This is a genomic window from Streptomyces humi, from assembly GCF_001005085.2.
GTDB lineage: Bacteria > Actinomycetota > Actinomycetes > Streptomycetales > Streptomycetaceae > Streptomyces > Streptomyces humi.
Genome location: NZ_LBMU02000012.1, coordinates 36,889 through 61,844 on the forward strand (window position 1 = coordinate 36,889; position 24,956 = coordinate 61,844).

Consider the following 24,956-nt stretch of genomic DNA (forward strand, 5'->3'; position numbering starts at 1 on the left):
GGGTTCCTCTACTCCGCCCCGGCACCGTCACCGCAGGTGAACCGCAGGTTCCCGGCAGGTGTGTAGCGGGGTTCGATCATCATCAGGGTGTCGCGGCGCGGTGACACGAGTATCTTGCGCATCGCGAACACCCGGCCCGGTGCCTGGACGTCGTGCAGCCGCCGGCCGAGACGCAGGGGGGCGTGGGCGTCCGTGTGGACCAGGACGTCCCAGTGCACGCGCCGGCTCCCGGCCGGGACCATCTCGGCCAGCGGTACGTCCACCCGCCACACGCCGGGCTCCACCTCGTCGAGCGGGCGCTTGACACTGCGTCCGGCGGCGACGAACTCGGCCAGGCCGGCGTCGGCGCCGACTCCGAGCAGGCGCAGATCGACCTCGATGCGGGCGTGTTCGATGTGCACGTTGACCACCTCGGCGGCGGGCCGTGCCTTGGCGTACACCACGCGCGCGTCACCGCGGACGGTCCGGCCGAGCCGGTAGCGGTCGGCGGTGACCGGCGAGGACGTCATGGGCCCGGTCGTCCCGGTCGGGGGTCTCGTCAGCTCCGCCAGCAGCAGCGGGAACTGGCGGGTCCGGCGTCCGGTGCCCACGTTCAGGCGCAGTTTCCAGCGCCCCGGTGTGACGGGCACTCCCCGGGTCCCGGCGCCCAGCAGCACCGCCGCGTCGACGAGGAACCGGCCGTCGCGTCCGGCGTAGACCCGGGCGGGGACCCGGTGCCGGCGGCGCCGGCGCTGTACGACGATCTCGGCGTGGTCCGCTTCGGTCACCGAACGGGGCAGCTCGGCGTGCAGGTTGACGGTCTGGCCGTCCAGTACGGCGGCATAGCGCAGGCGTGCGGTACGGCCGGCCCGCCGGGGCAGGAAGAGCCGGTTCATCAGCCAGGCGCGGGGCCGGGCGAGCCGGGCCGCCGCGCGGCGGCGGACGGCGGGGAGGAGACGGCGGCGCGCGCTCATCGGGCGGCGACCCCCTGCTCGACCTGGTGTCTCGCCGGGGACAGGGCCCGGTCGGGGAGCTCGTAGGGGCTGGGCACGGGGAAGTAGGCGTCGAGGAAGCGGGCGACCATGCGCGCCTGCGCGTCCCGGTCCTCCGGGACGATCGTGTCGTTGATGCAGAAGGTGTCGAAGTCACGGCGGGCCGCCAGCCGGTCGAGCCGCTGCTGGGCGCGCTGGTCGCCGATGTCGATGTAGACGTAGCGCAGGTCGCCGACCGTGGCCCTGGCCGAGTGGTAGGCGTAGTAGTGGTGCAGCGACGAGGCGACGGGGGTGTCGTGCGGGGAACGGAACCGCGAGTGCTGGGTGACCCAGTGCGCACGCGCGTAGACCTGCTCGATCTCGGTGAGGACGGAGCGTCTGAGGGCGTGCGGGGTGTGCTTCATCTTCTGCGAGATGACCGTGCCGAACTGCTGGGCGATCAGTCCCCGGCTGTTCTTGCCGGCGGCGTTCACCGGAAGGTCGTCGGGGGAGATCTGGCCGGACGGGATCAGCGCCTTGGACATGAAGAACTTGGTCAGGCCATTGGGATGGAAGAACTGCTCGGGGCGGACGGGCCGCCCGAAGAACACGTCGTCGTTCAGGTAGAGGAAGTGCTCCGCGAGGTCCGGTATGTGGTGCAGCTGGCTCTCGATGGCGTGGGAGTTGAAGGTCGGCAGCGCGCGGGGGTCGGAGAAGATCTCGCGGTGGTCCACCACCCGCAGGCCCGGGTACTCGGTGTCGAGCCAGGCGGGCACCTGCCCCGCCGTCACCAGGAAGATGTTCCGCACCCAGGGGACGAACTGGTGGATCGAGCGCAGGGAGTACCGCAGCTCGTCGCGGCTGGTGTACCGGGCGTCGTTGTCGGCCTGCTCGTGCAGCGGCGTTGAGCCGTCGGCCCACTGGCGCGCGGCGGCCTTGCTCGCCCGCCAGGCCGGGTCGGAGTCGTCGACCCAGGTGTAGACGATGTCGATCGGGTAGCGGTGGTCGCCGATCAGGGCGGCCGTGAACTCGGGCAGCGTACGGGTCTGTCCGGTGCCGTAGAGGAACGGCACGGGACTGAACAGGCGCTGTTCGGCGAGCCGGCGTTCGCCGTCCACCGGGGTGCCGGTGATCACGGAGTTGGGGCGGGGGGCGACGAGTTCGCCGTCCTCCTCCGCCCAGAACTCCAGGTCGCAGCCGGAGTCATGGCCGAAGACGAGGTTCTCGGTGGGGTCGCACACGACCCAGGCCACGTTCAGTACCTTCTGTGACCGCAGTTTCCGCCAGGTCTGCGCGGAGGACCCGGCGCGGGGCTGGCCGCCGGAAGCGGCGCGGACGTAGCCGGGGTCACGGCCGCAGACGAGTTGGAGGATCTCCTCGACGTCCTCGCGGAACGCTGCCGGCACCGCCACTGAAGGAACGATTCCTCCCGTGCCGCGCACGGCGAAGTACTCGATCTCCGCCTCTTCGAGGATGGCCACGAGCAGATGGAGGTTGCGCGCCCTCGCGGCCCATTCGGTGGCACCGGGCACGACCATGGCCCGCACGTGCTGTCCGTCGAGGCGGACCACCCGGAGGGCTTCCCCCGCGCCGCGCCCGGCGGGGCCGCGGGCCCCTCGGAGGGCGACCCTGGCCAGGGCACCGCGCGTCGCGTCGGCCGCCGTCAGGAACCGCATGACCCCCTGGCGCAGCGGCCGGGGGATCCGGCGGACGATACGTCGGCGGGCCCTCACCGGCACCAGCGACCTGTACGTGGCAACGAGCGCACTGGCCTCAGGATTACCCGGGCTCACTCAGACTCCTCAGCACCATGAAGCAAGGGCTGAGACCCCCCTCATGCCCCCGAAAACGATTCACTCACCTGCCGTTCACTTCCGGACGAACGGATCAGGCCACCGGATCTTCACATCTTTGCCAAGTCATTGTCTATACGTTTTCATACCTGTGAGATGCGTGTCACTTACATTTCAACTAACTATGCACCGGTACCCGGTCATGCCGGGACGGACCGCCCCATTACCAGTCCGGCCTCGTCCGACTGGCGCGCCACGCGCAGCACGCCCGCCTCGTCCAGGAAGGCGAGGACCACGCGCCCGTGCGCGTCCCGGGCCAGCGCGGGACCGTGCGCGGACCGCTCCCCCGTGGGCGACCACCACACCCCGCCACCCTCGTTCTCCGTCCCGAAGGCCGCGAGCGAGATCTCCCCCGCCCGGTCACGGACGGCCAGCACCGTGCAGTCGTACCCGTCGAGAGCGGTGCGCAGGGCCGCGATCCGGCCGGCCGCGGGCCCTCCGCCCAGCGGAATGACCCAACTGCCGGGACGGTGGGCGACGATCCCGTCCGTCGCCATGTCCGTCCAGTAGAAGGTCGCCCGTTCCGGGGCGGTCTCCAGCACGACGGGACTGCCCTCGGCCGCGGCGACGCCCAGGTTGGGGCGGCGCTCCGGCTCACCGTCCGGTGCCGACTGGGACCAGTGCATCGCGGACCCCTCGCCCGGCACGAACAGCTCGATCCGGCCGCTGCCGGTGGCGGTGGCCGTCATGCCCGCGCGGACACCGCCGCCCCGCAGGTCCCGCCAGGGCTCCCACCGCCCGTCCGGCGCCTCCCGGCGCAGGCAGACCCCGCCGCCCGCGTTGCGGACGAACACATGCACCCGCCCCGACGCGCTCACGGCCGCGACCGGCGCCCCCACCAGCGCCGCCCGCTCCGGGGTCCGGCCCGGATTCCCCATCGAGCGCCACTCGGTGACGGGCCGGCCGGTCTGGTACTGCACCGCGTGCACGATGTCGACCGGGGCGGCGCCACCCGGTTCCCGCCGGGCCACCAGGTGCACATAGCCGTCGGCCCCCTGGGCGGCCGAGACGTCCGTGATCCCGGGCGCGGCGAAGAAGTCCGGTCCGCTCCACTCCGGGCCACCCGGGCGCTCCTCCGTCCAGCGAAGCAACCCGCCGTCGGCGCGCGCGTAGGCGGTGAGCCTGCCGTCGCGACCGCCGACGAGCCATCGGCCGTCCACGACACCGACGGCTCGGGGGCCTTCGTACGGCGCCCGGCCCGCGTCCCCTCGCGGCGCGCCGCCGCGTCCGCGTCCGGCGCGCCCGGTTCTGGCCCCCATCCGGTGCCCCCTCCTCCTCGTCCTCCGGCAGTCCGCCGTCGGCGCCGACCGCCTCCCGGGCCTCCCTGAAGTCACCCGCCCGCTGGTCCGCGTTCATGTTTTCGTCACTCCGACCGCACAACTGTCCGGGCGGGGTGTCTATAGTGCAACGTCATCCGGCAGATCACGGACCGGCCCTCCCCCCACCCGAGTCCCCACGCCACCGCATTCGCCCTCCGGGGCACGACACCTGAGGACTCGAACCAGGATGAGCCACGTATCGACGCCGTCCTCCGCCGACGCCGACACCGGCACCGCGCCACCGCGCGGCGGGGGACGCGGCCGCAAGCGCGAGCGCACCGGCAGGCGCCGGACCGGACGCTGGATCCTGCTCTCCCTGGCCGTGCTGGTCCTCGCCGGGGCGGGTACCGGTTACTGGCTCTACAGCGGGATCGACGGCAACATCAAGGGCGTCGACATCGACCGGTCGATCGGCGACGACCGGCCGGAGAAACTGCCCACCTCGGGCCAGAACGTCCTGATACTGGGCTCCGACTCACGGGCCGGTGCCAACGCGAAGCTGAACACCGGCGACGTCTCCGGCGCCCGTTCGGACACCGCGCTGGTGATGCACATACCCGAGGGCCGCAAGAAGGCCGTCGCCGTCAGCATCCCCCGCGACACCCTGGTGACCCGCCCCGAGTGCACCAAGGCGGACGGCACCCAGGTCGCCTCGGCGAAGCGTGTGATGTTCAACTCCATCTACTCGCAGGTCGGTCCGGCCTGTGTGGTCAAGACGGTGGAGCAGATGTCCGGGGTCCGCATGGACCACTACGTCGAGATCGACTTCGCCGGCTTCCAGGGGCTGGTGGACGCGATCGGCGGTGTGACCGTCACCGTCGACCAGGACATCCACGACTCCTCCAGCGGCCTGGACCTCACCAAGGGCACCCACCGGCTGAACGGCACCCAGTCCCTGGAGTTCGTCCGCACCCGGCACGGCATCGGCGACGGCAGCGACCTCGGCCGCATAGGCCTCCAGCAGCAGTTCATGATCGCGCTGCTCGCGGAGATCCAGAAGCAGGACCTGCTGGGCAGCCCGGTCAAGGCGTACAAGATCGCCGACAAGCTCACCGCCGCGCTCACCACGGACTCCGAACTCGCCTCCCTCACCAAACTCGCGGAGTTCGGCCGCAGCCTGAACGGCGTCAACCCGTCCACCATGGAGACGATCATGCTCCCGGTGGCGTACGACAAGGTCGACCCGAACCGCGTGGTGGCCGCCGAACCTCAGGCGTCCACGCTCTGGAAGGCGATCCGCGCCGACACCACGATCCCGGAGTCGGCGAAGAAGTCCCCTGCCACGGGCGGGAACTGACGGCAGGTCAGACCTCGCTCCAGGCCTCCAGGGCCAGCCCCGGCTCGTCCTTGCGCCGGGCGAGGAGGAGCCGGCCGCCGGCCGGGGACAGGCTGGCCGCGGTGACGCGGCCGGCCTCGTCCGTGGCCAGGGCGACCGTCGCGTCCACCGGGAGCTGCGGGCCCGACTCCGACCACCAGGCACCGGCCCGCTCGTCCTCGGTCGGATAGGCCGCGAAGGCCACCCGGCCGCTCGCCGAACGCTGGGCCAGCAGGGTGCAGTCGTGGCCGTCGAGTTCGCAGCGGACCGCCGCGACCGGGCCGGGTCCGGCGGACGGCAGCAGGGCGTGCGGCTTGCCGCCGGGGCGCCAGGCGCAGAGGTCGCCGGAGTGGTCGGTGTAGTAGAGGGTCGTGCTCGCAGGCGAGGTGGCGAGGGCGGCGAGGGTGCCCGGCCGGACCGGCGCCTCCAGGGCCTCCTGGAGCACGGGCGGCCTGCCCGCCTCCTCCTGGCGCCAGTGCACGATCCCGTCGGGTACCGCCGCGTACACCTCGACGCACCCGGACTCCCCGGTCACCGCCGCGAGTCCGTCCTCGACCAGCCGCCCCTTCAGGTCGCGCCAGGGGTCCCAGCCGCCCTTCTCCTTCTGGGCGACCATGCTCACCCCGCGCCCCCGGTTGCGGACGAACACATGGGCGCGGCCCGCCGCGTCCACCGCGACCGCGGGGGTTCCGGTGACGTCGCCCTTCCTGCTCGGGTGGCCGATCGACTGCCAGTCCATGGCGGCCAGATGCGGACGGTAGTGAGTCGAGTGCACGAGGCCCGACTCGCCCTTGACGGTGGGCCTCCAGGCGACCAGGTGACCGTACCCGTCGGCGCCCTGCCCCACCGAGAAGCCGGGGTGCAGCCGCTGGTCGCCGCCCATCGGCCGGGGCGCGCCCCAGGGGCCGCCGGGGGCGCGTTCCGCCCGGCACCACACGGCGTCGCCCGACGGGAGGTAGACACTGAGCCGGCCGTCACGGCCGCGGAGGAGCCAGTCGCCGTTCACCGCTTCACTGTATGCGGGGCCGCCCCGGGCAGTGGCGCGGCCCCCGGCGTGCGAGGCTGGGGGCATGGATGACGAAGCTGCTCTGCTGGTGGTCGTCGACGGCGCGAACGTCGTCGGGTCGCGGCCGGACGGCTGGTGGCGGGACCGCAAGGGTGCCGCCGAACGGCTGCGGGACCGGCTCGCCGAGCACGGGCTGCCCGGCCGCCCCGCCCCGGTGGAACTGGTACTCGTCGTGGAAGGCGCGGCCCGTGGGGTGGCGTCGGTGCCCGGGGTGCGGGTGGAGTCGGCGCCCGGCAGCGGCGACGACCGGATCGTGGAACTGGCCGCCGAGGACCCCGGCCGGCCCCGGCTCGTCGTCACCGCCGACCGGGAACTCCGGCGCCGGGTCACCGAGTTGGGCGCCGAGGTGATCGGGCCCAGCGCTCTGCTGCACTGACCGGACCGCTTCCCGCCGGCCCCGGGGGTCACTCCCCCGGCACCCTGACGTACAGCACCGCCCCGTCCACCTCGCCCGCCTGTTCGTACCCCGCCGCGAGCAGCCTGCGCAGGCCCGGGATCCGGGCGGGGCCGTACGGTCCGCCGCGGGAGTCGTCGATCACCAGGGCCGGCGGGCGGGCGGCCAGCTCCGCGCGGAAGACCGGCCAGGTGCCCTCGACGGCGTACTTCTCGCCGACCTGCGGTCCGTCCCGGCCGCCGCTGAAGTTGGTGAGGAGACCGGCGGTGAGGTAACGGGTGGCGGGGGCGCGGCCGGCCAGCCAGTACGTCTCCGGGTGCATGCCCCAGACCAGCACCCGGTCACCGGGCGCGGTACGGCGGTCGAGGGTGAGCGCGAGCCGCTGCGCGTGCGCGAGTTCGCCGCGCGGCGCGAACATCCCCCAGGCCAGGAACAGGGCGCAGGCGCAACAGGAGGTGCGGACGGCGGTCATGGCCCGTTCCCGTGGCAGGACCTGGAGCGCGGCCGTGGCCAACAGGGCCAGCGGCGGGGTGAGTTGCAGGAAGTAGTGGCCGAAGAAGTGACAGCCGAGGGTGACGGCGACGGCCGACGCGGCCAGCCACAGCCACAGGTCGACGGCCCCGGTACGGGCGATGCGCAGGGCGCGCGCGACCGGCGGGAGCAGACCGGCGCAGGCCGCGGCGAGGATCGCGGTGTTGGTCAACGCCCGTGCCAGGACGTGCAGTTCCGAGCCGGTGAAGGAGGAGGCGTAGGCGCCGGAGCCGGTGACCGTCCAGAAGGCGAAGCCGGCCGGGTCGGTGACCAGGGCCGCGCCCAGCACCGGCGGGACGGCGCCGGCGGCCAGTCTCAGCGTGGCGGCGCGCGTCGGGCCGTACCGGTGCAGGAGGCAGAGCACCGGCAGCAGCACCGCGCCGCCGGTCTGCTTGGTGAGGAAGGCGCAGGCGACGGCGGCCCCGGCGGCGGCCCAGCGGCGGCGGTCGGCACACCACATCGCGGCCGCCGTGCACGGCAGTATGAAGACCTCGAAACCGGCCGCCTGGGCGTCCTCGGGGTTGAGCCCCACCGAGACCAGCAGATACAGCACTCCGGCGGTGCGGCCCGCACGGTCGCCCCAGCGGCGGCGGGCGAGCGAGGCCAGCAGTACGGCGGTGGTCAGCTGCGCGAGCACCGCGACGGCCCGGACCGGGGCGAGGGACCCGGACCCGAAGACCGCGAACAGCCCCTCGTACAGCCAGGGCAGCAGCGGCGGCTTGCGGTCCACGACGGTCTCGTACAGCCGGCCGCCCCGCGCCAGTATCTCCGCCTGTACGGCGAGATAGCCCTCGTCCGGGTTCCACAAGGGGCGCAGGAAGGACGGCACCCGGGTCACGCAGGCCAGCAGGGCGAGCGGCGGCAGCAGCCGCGCCCAGTACCCCTTCCCGGCGACTGCGGACCGTGGCGAAGCGAGGGGCGCGGCAAGCATGGGGAGCACGCTATCCGGCCCCGCGGTCCCTTCCGGACGGGACATACGGGGCCAGAGTGGCGAGCCTGGTGATCACGGAGCGTCGGCCGGGGTCCGCTCCCGTGTGGCGAGACGGCTGTGCGAGCGGCCGTAGAGGAAGTAGACGAAGAAGCCGATGACCATCCAGACGGCGAACCGCAGCCAGGTCTCGGCGGGCAGGTTGAGCATCAGCCACAGCGAGGCCAGCACGGACACGACCGGCAGCACCGGGACCCACGGGGTGCGGAAGGACCGCTCCAGGTCGGGGCGGGTGTTGCGCAGGATGATCACGCTGATCGCGACGACGATGAACGCGAAGAGCGTACCGATGTTCACCAGTTCGGCGAGTTCGCTGAGACTGGTGAAGCCGGCGACGATCGCGATGACGACACCGAGCAGGATGGTCGGCCGGTACGGGGTGCGGAACCTCGGGTGGGTGTGCGAGAAGAACCGGGGCAGCAGTCCGTCCCGGCTCATCGCGAAGAACACCCGGGACTGGCCGAGCAGCAGGATCATGCACACGGTGGTCAGGCCGACGGCGGCGCCGAAGCTGATCAGACCGGCGAACCAGGGGTGCCCCGTGGCCTTGAACGCGTCGGCGAGCGGGGCGTCCACGGACAGCTCGCTGTACTTCTGCATGCCGGTCACCACGATGGCCACGGCCACGTAGAGCGCGGTACAGATGATGAGCGAGCCGATGATGCCGCGCGGCACGTCCCGCTGCGGGTTGCGGGTCTCCTCGGCCGCGGTGGCGACGACGTCGAAGCCGATGAAGGCGAAGAAGACCACGGAAGCGGCGGTGAAGATGCCCATCACGCCGAAGTTGGACGGCGCCCAGCCGATCATCAGCTGGATCAGCGGCGCCTTGAGGTTGCCGCCGGCCGGCACGGCCTCCTTCGGCGGGATGAAGGGGGTGTAGTTGCCGCTGTGGATGAAGAAGGCGCCCGCGATGATGACGACCAGGACGACGGCGACCTTGATGGCGACGACGACCGAGGTGACCCGGGCGGACAGCTTCATGCCGACGACGAGGATCGCGGTGAGCACGAGGACGAGGGCGGCGGCGAGGATGTCGAAGCCGAAGCCGTGGGCGCCGTCCCTGCCGCTCAGGTACGCCGGGAGGTGCCAGCCGGCGTTGTCGAGCAGCGAGTGGATGTACCCCGACCAGCCGACGGCGACCACCGCCGTGCCCAGCGCCAGCTCCAGCACCAGGTCCCAGCCGATGATCCAGGCGGGGAACTCGCCGAGCGAGGCGTACGAGAACGTGTACGCGGAGCCGGCGACCGGGAGGGTGGAGGCGAACTCGGCGTAGCAGAGCGCGGCGAGGCCGCAGACGACGCCGGCCACCACGAAGGAGAGGGCGACCGCCGGGCCCGCGGTGTTCTTGGCGGCGGTGCCGGTCAGGACGAAGATGCCGGTGCCGATGATGACGCCCACGCCGAAGACCGTGAGGTCCAGGGCCGAAAGCGACTTCCTGAGCGCGTGCTCCGGTTCCTCGGTGTCCTTGATGGACTGCTCGACGTTCTTGGTCCTGAAGAGGGTACTGCTCACGTGCCTACCTCCCGAGACGGCCGGAGGTGCGTATGCCCGGCAAAGGCAGGTTCACGCAGATGGGCCGGTCTCGCCACCGGAGGGGTGGGAGAGGCCGGCCCATCGGGGTGGTTCGGTCTCGTCGGGGGCTGCCGGGCCGGTGGGGGCCGGTCGCGCAGTCCCTCCCCCAGCCTTCGGCCGGGGGGACCCCCAGCGCCCCTTTCAGGGGCGTTGCACCCTAGTCTCTTGCGGGCTCCACGGAGCTGACATCGGTCGGCTGGCCGTCCAGCTTCGCCACCAGGCCCGTCACCTGGCGGGCGATGTCGGGGGCCGTCAGTCCGATCTCCGCCATGATCTCGGCGCGCGAGGCGTGGTCGAGGAAGCGGGGCGGGATGCCGAAGTCACGGAGGGGGACGTCGACGCCCGCGTCCCGCAGGGCCTGGGCGACGGCGGAGCCGACGCCGCCGACGCGGCTGTTGTCCTCGACCGTGACGACCACCCGGTGACGCTCGGCCAGCGGGGCCATCGCCTCGTCCACCGGCTTGACCCAGCGCGGGTCGACCACGGTGGTGGAGATCCCCTGCCTGTCGAGCAGGGCGGCGATCTCCAGGCACATGGGGGCCAGCGCGCCCACCGACACGAGGAGCACGTCCGGGGTCTCGGTGCCGGGCTCGCGGAGCACGTCCATGCCGCCCACCCTGCCCACGGCGGGTACGGCGGGGCCGACCGCGCCCTTGGAGAAGCGTACGACCGTGGGGGCGTCGTCCACCTCGACGGCCTCGCGGAGCTGGGCGCGGACCTGGTCGGCGTCGCGCGGGGCGGCGAGCCTGAGGCCGGGGACGACCTGGAGGATCGACATGTCCCACATGCCGTTGTGGGAGGCGCCGTCGGTGCCGGTGACGCCGGCCCGGTCCAGGACGAAGGTCACCCCGCACTTGTGCAGGGCCACGTCCATCAGGACCTGGTCGAAGGCGCGGTTGAGGAAGGTGGCGTACACGGCGAAGACGGGGTGCACACCGGCGGTGGCCAGGCCGGCCGCGGAGACCGCGCCGTGCTGTTCCGCGATGCCGACGTCGTAGATCCGGTCGGGGAACGTGTCCGCGAACTTCTTCAGGCCGACCGGCTGGAGCATGGCCGCGGTGATCGCGACGATGTCCGCGCGCTCCTGGCCGAGCTTCACCATCTCGTCGCCGAAGACCGAGGTCCAGTCGGCACCGGACGCCTTGACCGGCAGGCCGGTGTCGGGGTGGATGGGGCCGATGCCGTGGAAGCGGTCGGCCTCGTCCTGGAGGGCGGGCTGGTAGCCGCGCCCCTTCTCGGTGAGACAGTGCACGATCACCGGGCCGCCGAACCGCTTGGCGCGGGCCAGGGCCGACTCCAGGGCCTCCATGTCGTGGCCGTCGATCGGGCCGACGTACTTCAGGCCCAGGTCCTCGAACATGCCCTGCGGGGCGATGAAGTCCTTGAGCCCCTTCTTGGCGCCGTGCAGGGTGTCGAAGAGCGGCTTGCCGACGACCGGGGTGCGCTCCAGCAGGTCCTTGCCGCGGGCGAGGAAGCGCTCGTAGCCGTCGGTGGTGCGCAGGGTCGCCAGGTGGTTGGCGAGGCCGCCGATGGTCGGGGCGTACGACCGCTCGTTGTCGTTGACCACGATGACCAGCGGGCGGTCCTTGGCGTCGGCGATGTTGTTCAGCGCCTCCCAGGCCATCCCGCCGGTGAGGGCGCCGTCACCGATCACGGCGACCACATGGCTGTCGCGTTCGAGCAGCTGGTTGGCCTTGGCGATGCCGTCGGCCCAGCCGAGCACCGTGGAGGCGTGGCTGTTCTCGATGACGTCGTGCTCGGACTCGGCCTGCGAGGGGTAGCCGGACAGGCCGCCCTTCTGTTTCAGCTTCGAGAAGTCCTGGCGGCCGGTGAGCAGCTTGTGCACGTAGGACTGGTGGCCGGTGTCCCAGAGCACCTTGTCCTTCGGCGAGTCGAAGACGCGGTGCAGGGCGATGGTGAGCTCGACCACGCCCAGGTTGGGACCGAGGTGTCCGCCGGTCTTGGAGACCGCTTCCACGAGGAAGCTCCGGATCTCCTCTGCCAGCTGGACCAGCTCCTCGGGGCTGAGCCGGTCCAGATCGCGCGGTCCCCTGATACGGGTCAGCAGCGGCACCCGTGCCTCCTTGCAGTAGAGCTGATCGAGCTGTTGCCGGGCTCGTCGAGTCTAATGTTCCGCCCGAGCGGGCTGCGTCCGGGCTGTACGTCATACGTCACGCGAACGGCCGTACCCATCGAAAGGGTTCCTGAGACACAGCTGTGGCCCGGTACCTGAAAGGCACCGGGCCACGGGTCCCGCTCAGGCGCGCGTCAGCCGCGCCCCGCCGCCTTCTGGCTCTTGCGGGAGACGGAGTCGATGACGACCGCGCCGAGCAGAACACCACCGGTGATCATGTACTGGATCGACGTGTTCATGTTCAGCAGGTCGAGACCGGTCTGGATGGACTGGATGACCAGCATGCCCAGGAGCGCCGACCAGACCGAACCACGGCCACCGAACAGCGAGGTACCACCGATGACGGCCGCCGCGATGGCGAGCATCAGGGTGTTGCCGCCACCGGCGTTCAGCGTCGCGCTGGCCGTCTGACCGGCGAAGAACATACCGCCGATGGCCGCGAAGCCACCGGAGATCGCGAAGACCGTGATCCGGACCAGCGGGACGCTGATACCGGCACGGCGGGCCGCCTCGATGCCACCGCCGACCGCGAAGACCTTGCGGCCGAAGGTCGTACGGCGCAGCACGAAGTCGACGATCACCAGGGAGGCGAGGAAGATCACCAGCGCGTTGGAGACACCCGCCGCGTTGTTCAGGACGGCCGCCGCGACGAAGGACGCGATCGCGAGCAGCACGACGCGGACGATGATCTCGCTGGTGGGCCGGAACGGCACGCCCGCCGCACGGCGCCGGCGCTGCTCGTTGAACTGGCCCAGGGCCGACAGGACGACACCGAGGCCGGCCAGCAGGTAGGCGCCGATGATGGCCTGGTCCATGAAGAAGGAGGACTGGCCGAGGATGTGCACCGGGCCGGAGTCGGCCGGGATGTTGATCGTGCCGCTGTCGCCCAGCAGCCACAGCATCAGACCGTTCCAGCCGAGGAAGCCGGCCAGGGTGACCACGAAGGCGGGTACGCCGATCCTCGCGAAGAACCAGCCGTGCAGCGCGCCGATGCCGATACCGGTGATGATCGTGAGGACCAGGGCCAGCCACTGGTTCATCCCGTGGTTGACCACGAAGACGGCGAACACGGTGGACGCCAGGCCGCTGACCGAACCGACGGACAGGTCGATCTCGCCGAGCAGCAGCACGAACACCAGGCCGATGGCGAGCATGCCGGTGGCCGAGAGGAAGTAGCTGATGTTGGAGAGGTTGTCCGCGCTGAGGAACAGGCTGTTCTTCGCCTGGAAGATCGTCCAGATGATGATCAGGCCGATGACCACCGGCAGCGAGCCCAGCTCGCCGCCCTTCACCTTGCGCTTGAACTCGGTGACGTAGCCCTTCAGGCCCTCTTCACGGACCAGCAGCCGCGGGTCGACGACCGCGACTCCGGCGGCCGTGGGGTCCTCGGCGGGGGCCGGCACCGTGGCGGTGGCCGCGGCGGCCTCGGCGACCGCGGTCTTCTCGGCCTTGGGCGACTCGTCGCCCTGCACGGTCTTGTTGGATGTCTCGCTCACTTTGCCGCCTCCGTGGTGCGACGCTCCGCACGACGGGTCACGGCGTTGTCCGTGGCACCCGTGATCGCGGCGATGATCTCTTCGTGGCTGGTGCTCTTCACGGGGAAGGAGCCGTTGTTCTTGCCGAGGCGCAGCACGGCGACGGTGTCCGCGACCGCCTTCACGTCGGCCATGTTGTGGCTGATGAGGATGACGCCGAGGTTGCGCTCGCGCAGCCGCTCGACGAGGTCGAGGACCTGCGCGGTCTGCTCGACGCCGAGGGCGGCGGTGGGCTCGTCCAGGATGACGACCTTGGGGTCACCGATCAGGGAACGGGCGATCGCCACGACCTGGCGCTGACCGCCGGAGAGGCTGGCGATCGGGATGCGCACGCTCGGAATGCGGATGGAGAGCGTGCTCAGCAGGTCGCGGGCCTGCTTCTCCATCGTCACCTCGTCGATGACGCCGCGGTGCAGCAGCTCACGGCCGAGGAAGAGGTTGCCGACCACGTCGAGGTTGTCGCAGAGGGCGAGGTCCTGGTAGACCGTCGCGACGCCGAGACCCTGGGCGTCGTGCGGCTTGTTGATGCTGACCGCGTTGCCCTCCCACTCGATGACGCCCTCATCGATGGGATGCACACCCGCGATCGTCTTGACCAGGGTCGACTTACCTGCGCCGTTGTCGCCCACCAGGGCGACGACTTCTCCGGCGTGAACCTCCAGTTCGACGTCGGTGAGCGCCTGCACCGCACCGAACCTCTTGGAGACTCCGCGCAACGCCAGCACGGGCGTAGCGGACACGTGAACCATCTCCTTCGCCGCCTGACCGGCGGGGATGCCGCGCTTGCTGATCAGGCGCGGAGGGACGTGCGGCAGCCCGGGGTTTTCCGGGGCGGACGCACGCGGTTTACAAGATGAACATGCGCGAATCCGTCGCGCTTGGCAACGGGTCCGTCCGACGCCCGCTCCGGCAGCGGGGTATGAAGGCCGGAGCGGGCGTCGGAGGGGTTTCGCGAGACCGCCGGACGGACGGGGCACCTTGCGGAAGGGCCCCTCTGGTCGGGCGGCCGGGGCCCGGGTGTCGTACTGCGATCACCCGGGCGCTGGCGGCCGGAGCCGGACGGCTCCGGTGCTGACTACTGGAGGCCGGCGGCCTTGCAGGCCTTGGCGAACTCGGCCGTGCAGATGTCGGCGACGGTGTACAGCTTGTCCTTGATCACCGTGTCCTTGATGTTGGCCTTGGTGACCGACACCGGGGTCAGCAGCTGGGAGGGCACCTTGTCGCCGGAACCGCTGGTCTGCGTGGTGGTGGCGAGCGAGGAGATGCTCTTGCCCTCGAGCAGGTCCACGGCGATCGTGGCGGCGGCGTCGGCCTCCGGCTTGAACGCCTTGTAGACGGTGGAGGACTGGGTGCCGGCGACGATGCGCTGGATGCCCGCGAGCTCCGCGTCCTGACCGGTCAGCGGGATGCCGCTGATGCCGGCGCCCTTGAGGGTGGTGGCGATACCACCGGCCATGCCGTCGTTGGCGGAGTAGACGCCCGCGATGTTCTTGGCGCCCAGCTGGGTGATGGCCGCCTTCACCTTCTGCGCGGCGACGGTGTCCTTCCACAGGCCGGACTGCTCGTAGGCGATGTCGACCTTGCCGTCCAGGGCCTCGTGGGCACCCTTCTTGAACTGGGCGGCGTTCGGGTCGGCGTCGTCACCGTTGATCATGACGATCTTCGACTTGGTGGTCGCCTTGGAGCCGAGGGCGTCCAGCAGGGCCTGGCCCTGGAGCTGGCCGACCTTGACGTTGTCGAAGGAGACGTAGGCCGAGACCTTGCCCTGGGCGAGGCGGTCGTACGCGACGACCTTGATGCCCTTGGCCACCGCGGCGTCGATGGAGGACTTGATGGCCGCGGAGTCCTGGGCGGAGATCACGATGACCTTCACGCCCTTGGTGACCATGCTGCTGACCTGCTGGGCCTGCTTGGCGGCGTCACCCGCGGCGTTCGCGTACTCGACCTTGCAGTCGGCACACAGCGAGCTGACCTGCGCCTCGAAGTACGGCTTGTCGAACTTCTCGTAGCGCGCGGTCACGCTGTCGGGGAGCAGCAGGCCGATGGTCTTGCTACCACCGGAGGAGCTGCTGCTGGACGAGTCGCTCTTCTTGTCGTCGCCGGCCTTGCCACAGGCGGCGAGCGACAGCGCCATGGAAACCGCGGCGGTGCCGATGACGACTCTACGCATCGTTGCGTTCATTTGAGGGGTGCCTCCCTGACAGGGCCGCAACGCTGCGGCCGAGGTGGCTCGAAGTCAACTCGGCCGCAAGTTCGACGTCAAGAAGTAAATACTTAACGAGATGGCAACGGCGCCATTCGTTCTCTAAGTGAAGGCAGGTGCAACAGCCGGCAACGTGCCGTCCAAAAGGGTCGAATCGCCCATCTCGCTGAGCGCGAGAGCGAGCGCCCCGAGCACCTCCGCACGGCCGCCCAGCGCCCCCGGGAGCACCGAGAGCTGGCGTGCCGCGCTGGGGATCGCATAGCGGCCCACGGACTCCCTGATGGGCCCCAGGACCAGCTCTCCGGCCTCGGCGAGATCGCCGCCCAGGACCACCCGGCTCGGGTTCAGCAGGTTGCAGAGGTTGGCCACACCGCTGCCGATGTGACGGCCCACGTCGGCGACGACCCGGCGGCAGCCCGGGTCGCCGTCCCTGGCCAGCCGTACGACGCCTTCCATGGTCAGGTCGGTGCCGTGACTGGGCTGGAGCAGCGGCAGCACATAGCGGGCCGCCGCGAAGGTCTCCAGGCAGCCGCGGTTGCCGCAGCGGCAGACCGGGCCGGCCTCGTCGAGTGTAATATGTCCGATTTCTCCGGCGGTACCGCCGGGTCCCCGGTAGATCTTCCCGTTGATCACCAGCCCGGCGCCGACACCGCTGGCGACCTTGATGTAAGCAAGATCACGTACGCCCTTGCCGCTGCCCCAGACCAGTTCGCCGAGGGCACCGAGGTTGGCGTCGTTGTCCACGTGCACGGGGACGCCGAGACGCAGTCTCAGCTCCTCGGCGGGTCTCGCGCCGATCCAGCCGGGCAGGATCGCGCTGGAGCCGAGGGTGCCGGACTCGACGTCGATCGGACCGGGGACGCCGACGCCCACACCGGCGATCTTCGAACGGTCCACACCGGTCGCCGAGATCAGGCGGTTGACCAGTTCTTCGGCGCGGTCGAAGCCCTGGCTCGACGAGGCGTCCACGTCCAGCGGCTCGGACTCCTCGGCCAGCACCTGGTGCGCCAGGTTCCCGATCGCGACGCGCAGGTGGGTGTGGCCGAAGTCGATCCCTATGACGATCCCGGCGTCACCGCTGAGACTCACGCTGCGGGCCCTGCGGCCGCCCGCCGACGTGGGCGTGACCTCGACGGTTCCGCCGTCCTTCAGCTCGCGCACGATGTTGGAGACCGTCGCGGCCGAGAGGCCGGTGGTGCGCGCGATCTCCGCCTGCGTGAGCGATCCGGCCAGGCGTACCGCCCGTACGACACGTTCCAGGTTGGCTCGGTGCAGCGACGACTGCGACCCCGGAGTCTCCATCGACCCATCCACTCCCGCCATCGGAGGCGGCCACGGCGCCGCCAAGGTGACCCAGGCCACACCTCTGGAGCCGGGTCACTTACAAGTTATGAACTCCAAGCTCTGCTGAACGGGTTACCGGCGTCAAGTCCTTGACAGAAATCGTTGGCGGTTCGGAGGTCGCCTGAGAGACATGCGATGGACATGTCTAGGCCACTGGACTGGGGGGGTGCCGAGGGGGGCCGTGACCGGGTGCGCGTGCATCGTGGCTGGTCGCGCAGTTCCTCGCGCCCCTTTGGAGGCGCAAACGCTTCGTTACTTCAAAGCTCCCGCCGTCAGTCCCGCCACCACCTGGCGCTGGAAGACGATGTACGCCGCGAGCACCGGGAGCATCGCCATGACCAGGCCCGCGAAGAGGCCCGACCAGTCGCCCTTGTAGCCCTGGCTCACCGCCAGCTGGACCAGGCCCTGGGTGAGGACGTGCTTGTCGGGGTCCGTGTTCAGGACCGTCGGCAGCATGTACTGGTTCCACTGGCCGAGGAAGTTGAAGATCCCGACGCTGATCAGGCCGGGCTTCGCCATCGGCAGCATGATCTGGAAGAACGTGCGGGTGTGCGAGGCGCCGTCGACGAAGGCGGCCTCGGCCACCGAGGTCGGCAGGGTGCGGAAGAACGCCGTGAGGAAGAACACCGTGAACGGCAGCGAGTACGCGATGTAGACCAGGATCAGGCCGTGGATCGTGTTCAGCAGGCCCATGTTGTTCACGACGTAGAACAGCGGGACCAGGGCGAGCATGATCGGGAAGCTCATGCCGCCGATGAACAGGTAGTAGATGAACCGGTTGCCCGGGAAGTCGAAGCGGGCCAGGACGTAGGCCGCCATCGAGCCGAGGACCAGGGTGCCGATGAGCGAGCCGCCCACCACGAGGATGGTGTTCAGGAAGTAGTCGCTCATGTTCGCCTGGGTCCAGGCCCGCGACCAGTTGTCGAAGTGCAGCTTGTCGGGCAGCGCCCAGGGCGAGCTGAAGATCGACCTGTCGTCCTTGAAGGAGGTCATCACCGCCCACAGCAGCGGGGTGACCACCATGACCGCCCAGATGATCAGGATGCCGTGGGAGAAGGCGTTGAGGACCCCGCCCTCGCGCTTCGCCCGGGGCGGCTCCGGCGCGGCGGGCTCGACCTTGGTGACGGTGACATCGGACTCGGTCGTCGTCATGGCTTCAGTACTCCAGCCGCTCGCGACGGCCCAGCCGCATCACGACCGCCGCGAAGGCGAGCGTGACGACCAGCAGGGCGACGCCGATGGTGGTGGCGTAGGCGGCCTGACCGTCCCGGAACGCCTTCTGGTACACGTACAGGACCAGCACAGTCGTCGAGTAGTCGGGGCCGCCCGGACCGGTCGTCATGATCTGTACGACCGCGAACGACTCGGCGCCCAGGGCGAGGATTCCCATGTACACCCAGCCGGACTGCACGGTGTCCCACAGCAGCGGCAGGGTGAGGCGGAAGAACGTGGTGGCGCGGCCGGCGCCGTCCAGCAGGGCGGCCTCGTAGAGATCCGTGGGGATGGACGCCATGCCCGCGGAGAAGAGGACCACGAAGAAACCGACCGTGGACCAGACCAGTACCGCCATCACGCACCACAGGGCGAGGCTCGGGTCGCCGAGCCAGAGCGGCTGGAGGCCGTCCAGACCGATCCCGCGCAGGAGTGAGTTGATCGCGCCGCTGTCCGGGTTGTACGCGAAGGCGAACAGCAGCGAGACGATCGCGATCGAGAGCACCTGCGGGAAGAAATAGACGATCTTGTAGAAGGAGGAGCCGCGGACCCCGGAGACGACCGGGCCCCCGCGCCTTCTCCGGCCGCCGACATTGATCATGAAGGCGAAGAACAGCGCGAGGCTGATCGTCACCAGCGGCAGCACGACCGCGAACATCAAGCTGTGCTGCAAGGACTTCCAGAAGATGTCGTCGTGGATCATCCTCCTGTAATTGTCCAGGCCGACCATCTTGAATTCGGGGCTGAGGCCCGTCCAGTCCGTGAACGAGTAGTAGATGGACTGGACGAAGGGCCACACCACGAAGAGCGCGTACAGTCCCAGGGGCAATGCCAGAAACCCCACGATGAACCGGTACTTGCCGTGCTGCATCGCCACTCCGGTGCCGTCAGGTCCGTCGGTTACTGGTGCTTGTAGTGCTTGATCGAGGTGTCCTTGGCCGCCTCGTCGGCGAAGCCCTGGATCTTCTTGATGGCCTCCGCCGGGGTCAGCCGGCCGGCCATCATCTCGCCGAGACCGGCGACACCGATCTTCTCCTTCTGGAGCTGTACGTACCAGTCCTGGAGCCGCGGGTTGACCACGTTCGAACCGGCCAGCTTCAGCGCGGCCACACCCGAGGTGAGGCCGGGGGTGAGGGTGATGCCGTCGGTGCCGCCGTTGTAGGCGGTCAGCGACTTCACCTTCGACGTGAAGTTCTTGGAGGAGGCCTCGCTGAGCATGATGCGCAGCTGCTCCATGCCGCCCTCGGCGTTCTTCGCCTTGGCCGGGACGATGAACGGCTCGCCGCCGGAGGCCCAGATGGTGCCGAACGGCATCTTGTCGCTCTTGTCGATGCCGGTGGGCGCGGAGACCGCGAGGTTGAAGTCGGCGGGGATGACGTTCGCCGACTCGTTCTCCACCCAGGAGCCGTTCGGGATGAACAGCGCCTTGCCCTGCGCCCAGGCGGTCTGCGACTGGATGTGGTCGAGACCCGGGGTGCCCTTGAGGATGTAGCCCTTCTTGTAGAGCTCGTAGTACGCCTCGAAACACGCCTTGACGGCCGGGTGTTTCCAGGCGTTCGGCTCCAGGTTGTCGATCGCGTTCAGGACCTCCACGCCGCCGACCTTGCCGATCATCGGGTAGAGCGAGAAGGGGATGTAGTACGGGTACTTGCCCGCGTAGGTCCAGCCGGCCATCCCCTTCTTCTTGGCCTTCTCACAGACGGCGATCATCTGGTCCCAGGTCTGCGGGTACTCCGCGTCCAGCGAGTCCAGGGCCTTCTGGGAGTACCAGACGCCGTAGACCGTGTAGGCGTAGTACATGATCCAGACCGGGTCGCCGTCGAACTGGCCCATCTCGACGATGCCGGGGCGCAGCGTGTCGCGCACCTTCTTGTTCGGGTCGTCGTACGACGGCGCGTCGAGCAGCGGTGTGAGGTCGGCCAGCTGGTTCTTGCCGACCAGCACGCCCATGTCCATCTGCTCGGCGCCGGAGTTGTCGATGAGGTCCGGCGGGGTGCCCTGGTTGAAGCGGGGCTGGAGGGTGGACTGGATCTTCTGGGTGGCGGAGAACTTGACCTTGGCCTTCGGGAAGTCCTTCTGGTAGATCTTCACCGCGTCCTGGGCGTACTCCTTGCCGAAGCCGCCGTCGAAGAGGACGAATTCCAGCTGCGCGGTCTCGTTGACGCCGAGCGGGTTCTTCGCCGTCTTCTTGCCCGCATTGTCCTTGGACTGGCCGCCACCGCCGCTGCTGGCGCAGGCGGAGAGGAATCCGACGGTGGGGACCGAAATCAGGCCGAGCGCGGCGGACCGCTTGATCAGATCGCGGCGGCCGACACCCTCGGAACCGGGGGTCGCCGCGGAATCGGAACCGTGGCTCGCTGCGGAAGTGGATCCCATGCTCAAGTCCTCGCCTTCTCCAGGACTCAGGCGGTGAACCGGATCCTCCCGGCACCGCGGTCGGGTAGTGCTGGGTCATGCAGGAAGTCATGCGGGAAACGCCGACAGGTATAGTCCACTTCCCGCCAGCGGGGCAAGATCGAATGCAAGGTTCGCCGCTGGTCTTTTCCTAGTTGAGACCTCTCGGAAATATGAGCGACCTGTGTACGCCTTGCCGGAAAAAGACGCGACATAGCCCCCTGAATGCCGCAGCCAACACCCTTGACATCACCGGCCACTTGACCACCTACTGGTTCCTGCGCCAGTCAGCTGACAACGTTGTCTCACGTGGCAGGGAGGGTACCCGTTTTGATGCAGCGGAAGACGCAGCGAAGAACAGGACACAGATCCGGTACGGCGGTCGTGATCACGGCCGCCGTGGTCATGGCGCTGAGTTCCCAGGCCGCGGTCGCCCTGCCCGCCGAGGCGCCGGCCGCCACGACCCGGTTCGCGTCCTCGTTCGAGTCCGGCGATCCGGCACCGGACTGGACGGACACCGTAGACACGGACCCGACGGGCGCCCCGCGCGCCTCGGGCGTCGACGGCGGCTACAGCACCGGCATCCCCGGCAACGTCACCGACCACGTGACCGATCTGCGGGCGAGCGGCGAGAACACCGGCGCCGGCGAGGTGAAGGAGAACCTGGCCGACGGCGAGTCGGGCACCAAGTGGCTCACCTTCGCACCCACCGGCTGGGTGGAGTTCGACTTCGACAAGGCCGTCAAGCTCGTGACGTACGCCCTCACCTCGGCCAACGACTACGACGAGCGCGACCCCAAGGACTGGACCCTCCAGGGCTCGACCGACGGCAAGGACTGGAAGACCCTCGACACCCGGACCGACGAGTCCTTCTCCGAGCGGTTCCAGACGAAGTCGTACGACCTCTCCGCGCCGGCCGAGTACCAGCACTTCCGGCTCGACGTCACGAAGAACAACGGCGCCCCGGACATCCTCCAGATCGCCGACGTCCAGTTCTCCACGGGCGGCAGCGGCGGCCCGGTGCCGCAGGACATGCTCTCGCTGGTCGACCACGGGCCGAACGGCTCCCCCACCGCGAAGGCGCGGGCCGGGTTCACCGGCACCCACGCGCTGCGCTACGCCGGCCGGCACACCTCGACCGGCCGCGCGTACTCGTACAACAAGGTCTTCGACGTGGACGTGAAGGTCGGCCGCGACACCCGGCTGTCGTACCGGATCTTCCCCTCGATGGCCGACGGCGACCGGGACTACGACGCCACCGACGTGTCGGTGGACCTGGCCTTCACCGACGGCACCTACCTGAGCGAGCTCGGAGCAGTGGACCAGCACGGGTTCACGCTCTCCCCGCGCGGGCAGGGCGCGTCGAAGGCGCTGTACGTCAACCAGTGGAACGACGTCTCGTCGGAGATCGGCTCGGTCGCGGCGGGCCGGACGGTCGACCGGATCCTGGTGGGGTACGACTCCCCCGCGGGCCCGGCGAGGTTCCGCGGCTGGATCGACGACGTGTCCCTGAGGCCGGTGGCCCCCGAGAGGCCCCGGGCGCACCTGTCCGACTACGCGCTGACCACCCGCGGCACCAACTCCAGCGGCAGCTTCTCGCGCGGCAACAACTTCCCGGCGACGGCGCTGCCGCACGGCTTCAACTTCTGGACGCCGGTGACCAACGCGTCCTCGCTCAGCTGGCTGTACGAGTACGCGCGGGCCAACAACGACGCCAACCTGCCCACGATCCAGGCGTTCAGCGCCAGCCACGAGCCGAGCCCCTGGATGGGCGACCGGCAGACCTTCCAGGTGATGCCCTCGGTCGCGGCCGGCACCCCGGACACCGGCCGGGAGGCACGCGAACTGGCCTTCCGGCACGAGAACGAGACCGCCCGGCCCTACTACTACGGGGTGCGGTTCGAGAACGGGCTGAAGGCCGAGATAGCGCCGACCGACCACGCGGCCGCGCTCCGCTTCACCTACCCGGGCACGGACGCGAGCGTGGTGTTCGACAACGTCACCGAGCAGGCCGGCCTGACCCTCGACAAGGAGAACGGGGTCGTCACCGGCTACTCGGACGTCAAGTCCGGCCTGTCCACCGGCGCCACCCGCCTCTTCGTCTACGGCGTCTTCGACAAGCCGGTGACCGGTGGCGACTCCAGCGGGGTGAAGGGCTACCTGCGCTTCGACGCGGGCGACGACCACACCGTGACGCTCCGCCTCGCCACCTCCCTGATCAGCGTCGACCAGGCGAAGGACAACCTGCGCCAGGAGATCCCGGACGGCACCTCCTTCGGCACGGTGAAGACACGCGCCCAGCGGGTCTGGGACCGGCTGCTCGGCAAGGTGGAGGTGGAGGGCGCGACGGCCGACCAGCTGACCACCCTCTACTCCAGCATGTACCGGCTGTATCTGTACCCCAACTCCGGCTTCGAGAAGGTCGGTTCGAAGGACCAGTACGCCTCCCCGTTCTCCCCGATGACCAGCCAGGACACCCCGACGCACACCGGCGCGAAGATCGTGGACGGCAAGGTCTACGTCAACAACGGGTTCTGGGACACGTACCGGACGACCTGGCCGGCGTACAGCCTGCTGACGCCTTCCCAGGCGGGCGAGATGGTCGACGGCTTCGTCCAGCAGTACAAGGACGGCGGCTGGACCTCCCGCTGGTCCTCCCCCGGCTACGCCGACCTGATGACCGGCACCTCCTCGGACGTGGCGTTCGCGGACGCCTACGTCAAGGGCGTGCACTTCGACGCCGAGTCGGCCTACGACGCGGCCGTGAAGAACGCGACGGTGGTACCGCCGTCCTCGGGCGTCGGCCGCAAGGGCATGTCCACCTCCCCCTTCCTCGGCTACACCAGCGACGACACCCGCGAGGGCCTGTCCTGGGCGATGGAGGGCTACGTCAACGACTACGGCATCGCCGAGATGGGCAAGGCGCTCTACAAGAAGACGGGCGAGAAGCGGTACAAGGAGGAGTCGGACTACTTCCTCAACCGCGCCCGGGACTACGTGAACCTCTTCGACTCCGGGGCCGGCTTCTTCCAGGGCAAGGACGCCCAGGGCAGGTGGCGGGTGGACTCGTCGTCGTACGACCCGCGGGTGTGGGGCTACGACTACACCGAGACCAACGGCTGGGGTTACGCCTTCACCGCCCCCCAGGACAGCCGGGGCCTCGCCAACCTGTACGGCGGCCGGTCCGGCCTCGCCGACAAGCTCGACGAGTTCTTCGCGACGCCCGAGACGGCCTCTCCCGACTTCGTCGGCTCCTACGGCGGGGTCATCCACGAGATGACCGAGGCCCGGGACGTCCGGATGGGCATGTACGGCCACTCCAACCAGGTCGCCCACCACGTGATCTACATGTACGACGCGGCCGGCGAGCCCTGGAAGGCGCAGGCCCACGTCCGGGAGGCGCTCTCCCGGCTCTACGTCGGCAGCGAGATCGGCCAGGGCTACCACGGCGACGAGGACAACGGCGAGCAGTCGGCCTGGTACCTCTTCTCGGCCCTCGGCTTCTACCCGCTGGTGATGGGCAGCGGCGACTACTCGATCGGCTCCCCGCTGTTCAAGAAGGCGACCGTCCACCTGGAGAACGGCCGCGACCTGGTGATCCGCGCGCCGCGCAACAGCGCCGGGAACGTCTACGTCCAGGGCGTCCGGGTCGACGGCCGCACCTGGAACTCGACCTCGCTCCCCCACTCCCTCGTCTCCCAGGGCGGGACGATCGACTTCGCGATGGGCCCCGAGCCGTCGGCCTGGGGCACGGGCAGGAACGCCGGTCCGGTCTCGATCACCCAGGACGACAAGGTCCCGGCGCCGCGCGTGGACGTCCTGAAGCCTCAGGGCGCCCTGTTCGACAACACGTCGGCCACCCAGGAGACGGTGGCGTCGGTGGACCTGCCGGCGACCGGGCCGGTCAAGGGGATCCAGTACACGCTCACCTCACCGTCGGACCACGCCAAGGCCCCGACGGGCTGGACCCTTCAGGCCTCGACGGACGGCACCGACTGGCGGACGGTGGACCGGCGGACGGCTCAGACCTTCGACTGGGACCTCCAGACCAGGGCGTTCACCGTCCAGCAGCCCGGGACGTACGCGCACTACCGGCTGGTCCTGGACGGTGAATCGACGCTGGCGGAGGTGGAGTTGCTGGCCTGA

Annotated in this window: 17 protein-coding genes; 3 read left to right on the forward strand and 14 right to left on the reverse strand. The window is 69.9% G+C overall.

The annotated features are described in order from the left end of the window. Nucleotides 1-8: 8 nt before the first annotated feature. From AAW13_RS03745 to AAW13_RS03755, 3 genes are all read right to left on the reverse strand, one after another. Nucleotides 9-953, reverse strand: a complete 945-nt coding sequence (locus tag AAW13_RS03745; RefSeq protein ID WP_046729122.1) for a hypothetical protein — start codon at nt 951-953, stop codon at nt 9-11. Then, a complete protein-coding gene (locus AAW13_RS03750; RefSeq protein ID WP_046729123.1) occupies nt 950-2,626 on the reverse strand; it encodes a stealth family protein in 1,677 nt (558 codons plus the stop codon). Before AAW13_RS03750 ends, AAW13_RS03745 begins: the two co-directional genes overlap by 4 nt. A 317-nt stretch (nt 2,627-2,943) precedes the next feature. Beyond that, nucleotides 2,944-4,062, reverse strand: a complete 1,119-nt coding sequence (locus AAW13_RS03755; RefSeq protein WP_046729124.1) for a DUF8189 domain-containing protein — start codon at nt 4,060-4,062, stop codon at nt 2,944-2,946. Between the two features lie 247 nt (nt 4,063-4,309). Between AAW13_RS03755 and AAW13_RS03760 the strand changes: the two genes are divergently transcribed. Continuing rightward, a complete protein-coding gene (locus AAW13_RS03760; protein WP_046729125.1) occupies nt 4,310-5,419 on the forward strand; it encodes an LCP family protein in 1,110 nt (369 codons plus the stop codon). Between the two features lie 7 nt (nt 5,420-5,426). Here the strand turns inward: AAW13_RS03760 and AAW13_RS03765 are convergent, their stop codons facing one another. Next, on the reverse strand, nt 5,427-6,443 hold the full coding sequence (locus tag AAW13_RS03765; RefSeq protein ID WP_046729126.1) for a DUF8189 domain-containing protein: 1,017 nt from the start codon (nt 6,441-6,443) through the stop codon (nt 5,427-5,429). A gap of 64 nt (nt 6,444-6,507) precedes the next feature. Between AAW13_RS03765 and AAW13_RS03770 the strand changes: the two genes are divergently transcribed. After that, a complete protein-coding gene (locus AAW13_RS03770) occupies nt 6,508-6,879 on the forward strand; it encodes a PIN domain-containing protein (protein WP_046729127.1) in 372 nt (123 codons plus the stop codon). A 28-nt stretch (nt 6,880-6,907) separates the two neighbouring features. On the opposite strand, the gene AAW13_RS03775 is transcribed toward AAW13_RS03770, so the two are convergent. The 10 genes from AAW13_RS03775 to ngcE form a co-directional block, all read right to left on the reverse strand. Further along, on the reverse strand, nt 6,908-8,359 hold the full coding sequence (locus AAW13_RS03775; protein WP_046729128.1) for an ArnT family glycosyltransferase: 1,452 nt from the start codon (nt 8,357-8,359) through the stop codon (nt 6,908-6,910). A gap of 72 nt (nt 8,360-8,431) precedes the next feature. Next, on the reverse strand, nt 8,432-9,928 hold the full coding sequence (locus tag AAW13_RS03780) for an amino acid permease (protein ID WP_046729129.1): 1,497 nt from the start codon (nt 9,926-9,928) through the stop codon (nt 8,432-8,434). A gap of 217 nt (nt 9,929-10,145) precedes the next feature. After that, on the reverse strand, nt 10,146-12,062 hold the full coding sequence (gene dxs, locus AAW13_RS03785; protein ID WP_046729130.1) for a 1-deoxy-D-xylulose-5-phosphate synthase: 1,917 nt from the start codon (nt 12,060-12,062) through the stop codon (nt 10,146-10,148). A 194-nt stretch (nt 12,063-12,256) separates the two neighbouring features. After that, nucleotides 12,257-13,525 (reverse strand): sugar ABC transporter permease, encoded by a 1,269-nt coding sequence (locus AAW13_RS03790; protein WP_046729157.1) that lies wholly within the window; start codon nt 13,523-13,525, stop codon nt 12,257-12,259. Nucleotides 13,526-13,614: 89 nt separating this feature from the next. Further along, entirely contained in the window at nt 13,615-14,406 is a 792-nt protein-coding gene (locus AAW13_RS03795; protein WP_071659415.1) for an ATP-binding cassette domain-containing protein, read from the reverse strand. A gap of 326 nt (nt 14,407-14,732) precedes the next feature. Continuing rightward, nucleotides 14,733-15,827, reverse strand: a complete 1,095-nt coding sequence (locus AAW13_RS03800; protein ID WP_046729132.1) for a sugar ABC transporter substrate-binding protein — start codon at nt 15,825-15,827, stop codon at nt 14,733-14,735. Nucleotides 15,828-15,962: 135 nt separating this feature from the next. Next, on the reverse strand, nt 15,963-17,162 hold the full coding sequence (locus AAW13_RS03805) for an ROK family transcriptional regulator (protein ID WP_046729133.1): 1,200 nt from the start codon (nt 17,160-17,162) through the stop codon (nt 15,963-15,965). Nucleotides 17,163-17,456: 294 nt separating this feature from the next. Then, nucleotides 17,457-18,356, reverse strand: a complete 900-nt coding sequence (locus AAW13_RS03810; RefSeq protein ID WP_046729134.1) for a carbohydrate ABC transporter permease — start codon at nt 18,354-18,356, stop codon at nt 17,457-17,459. A gap of 4 nt (nt 18,357-18,360) precedes the next feature. Next, on the reverse strand, nt 18,361-19,287 hold the full coding sequence (locus AAW13_RS03815; protein WP_046729135.1) for a carbohydrate ABC transporter permease: 927 nt from the start codon (nt 19,285-19,287) through the stop codon (nt 18,361-18,363). Nucleotides 19,288-19,316: 29 nt separating this feature from the next. Continuing rightward, the gene (gene ngcE / locus AAW13_RS03820; RefSeq protein WP_046729136.1) at nt 19,317-20,792 is read right to left on the reverse strand and encodes an N-acetylglucosamine/diacetylchitobiose ABC transporter substrate-binding protein; all 1,476 of its coding nucleotides are present in this window, start codon (nt 20,790-20,792) and stop codon (nt 19,317-19,319) included. Between the two features lie 423 nt (nt 20,793-21,215). Between ngcE and AAW13_RS03825 the strand changes: the two genes are divergently transcribed. After that, the gene (locus AAW13_RS03825) at nt 21,216-24,956 is read left to right on the forward strand and encodes a GH92 family glycosyl hydrolase (protein WP_046729158.1); all 3,741 of its coding nucleotides are present in this window, start codon (nt 21,216-21,218) and stop codon (nt 24,954-24,956) included.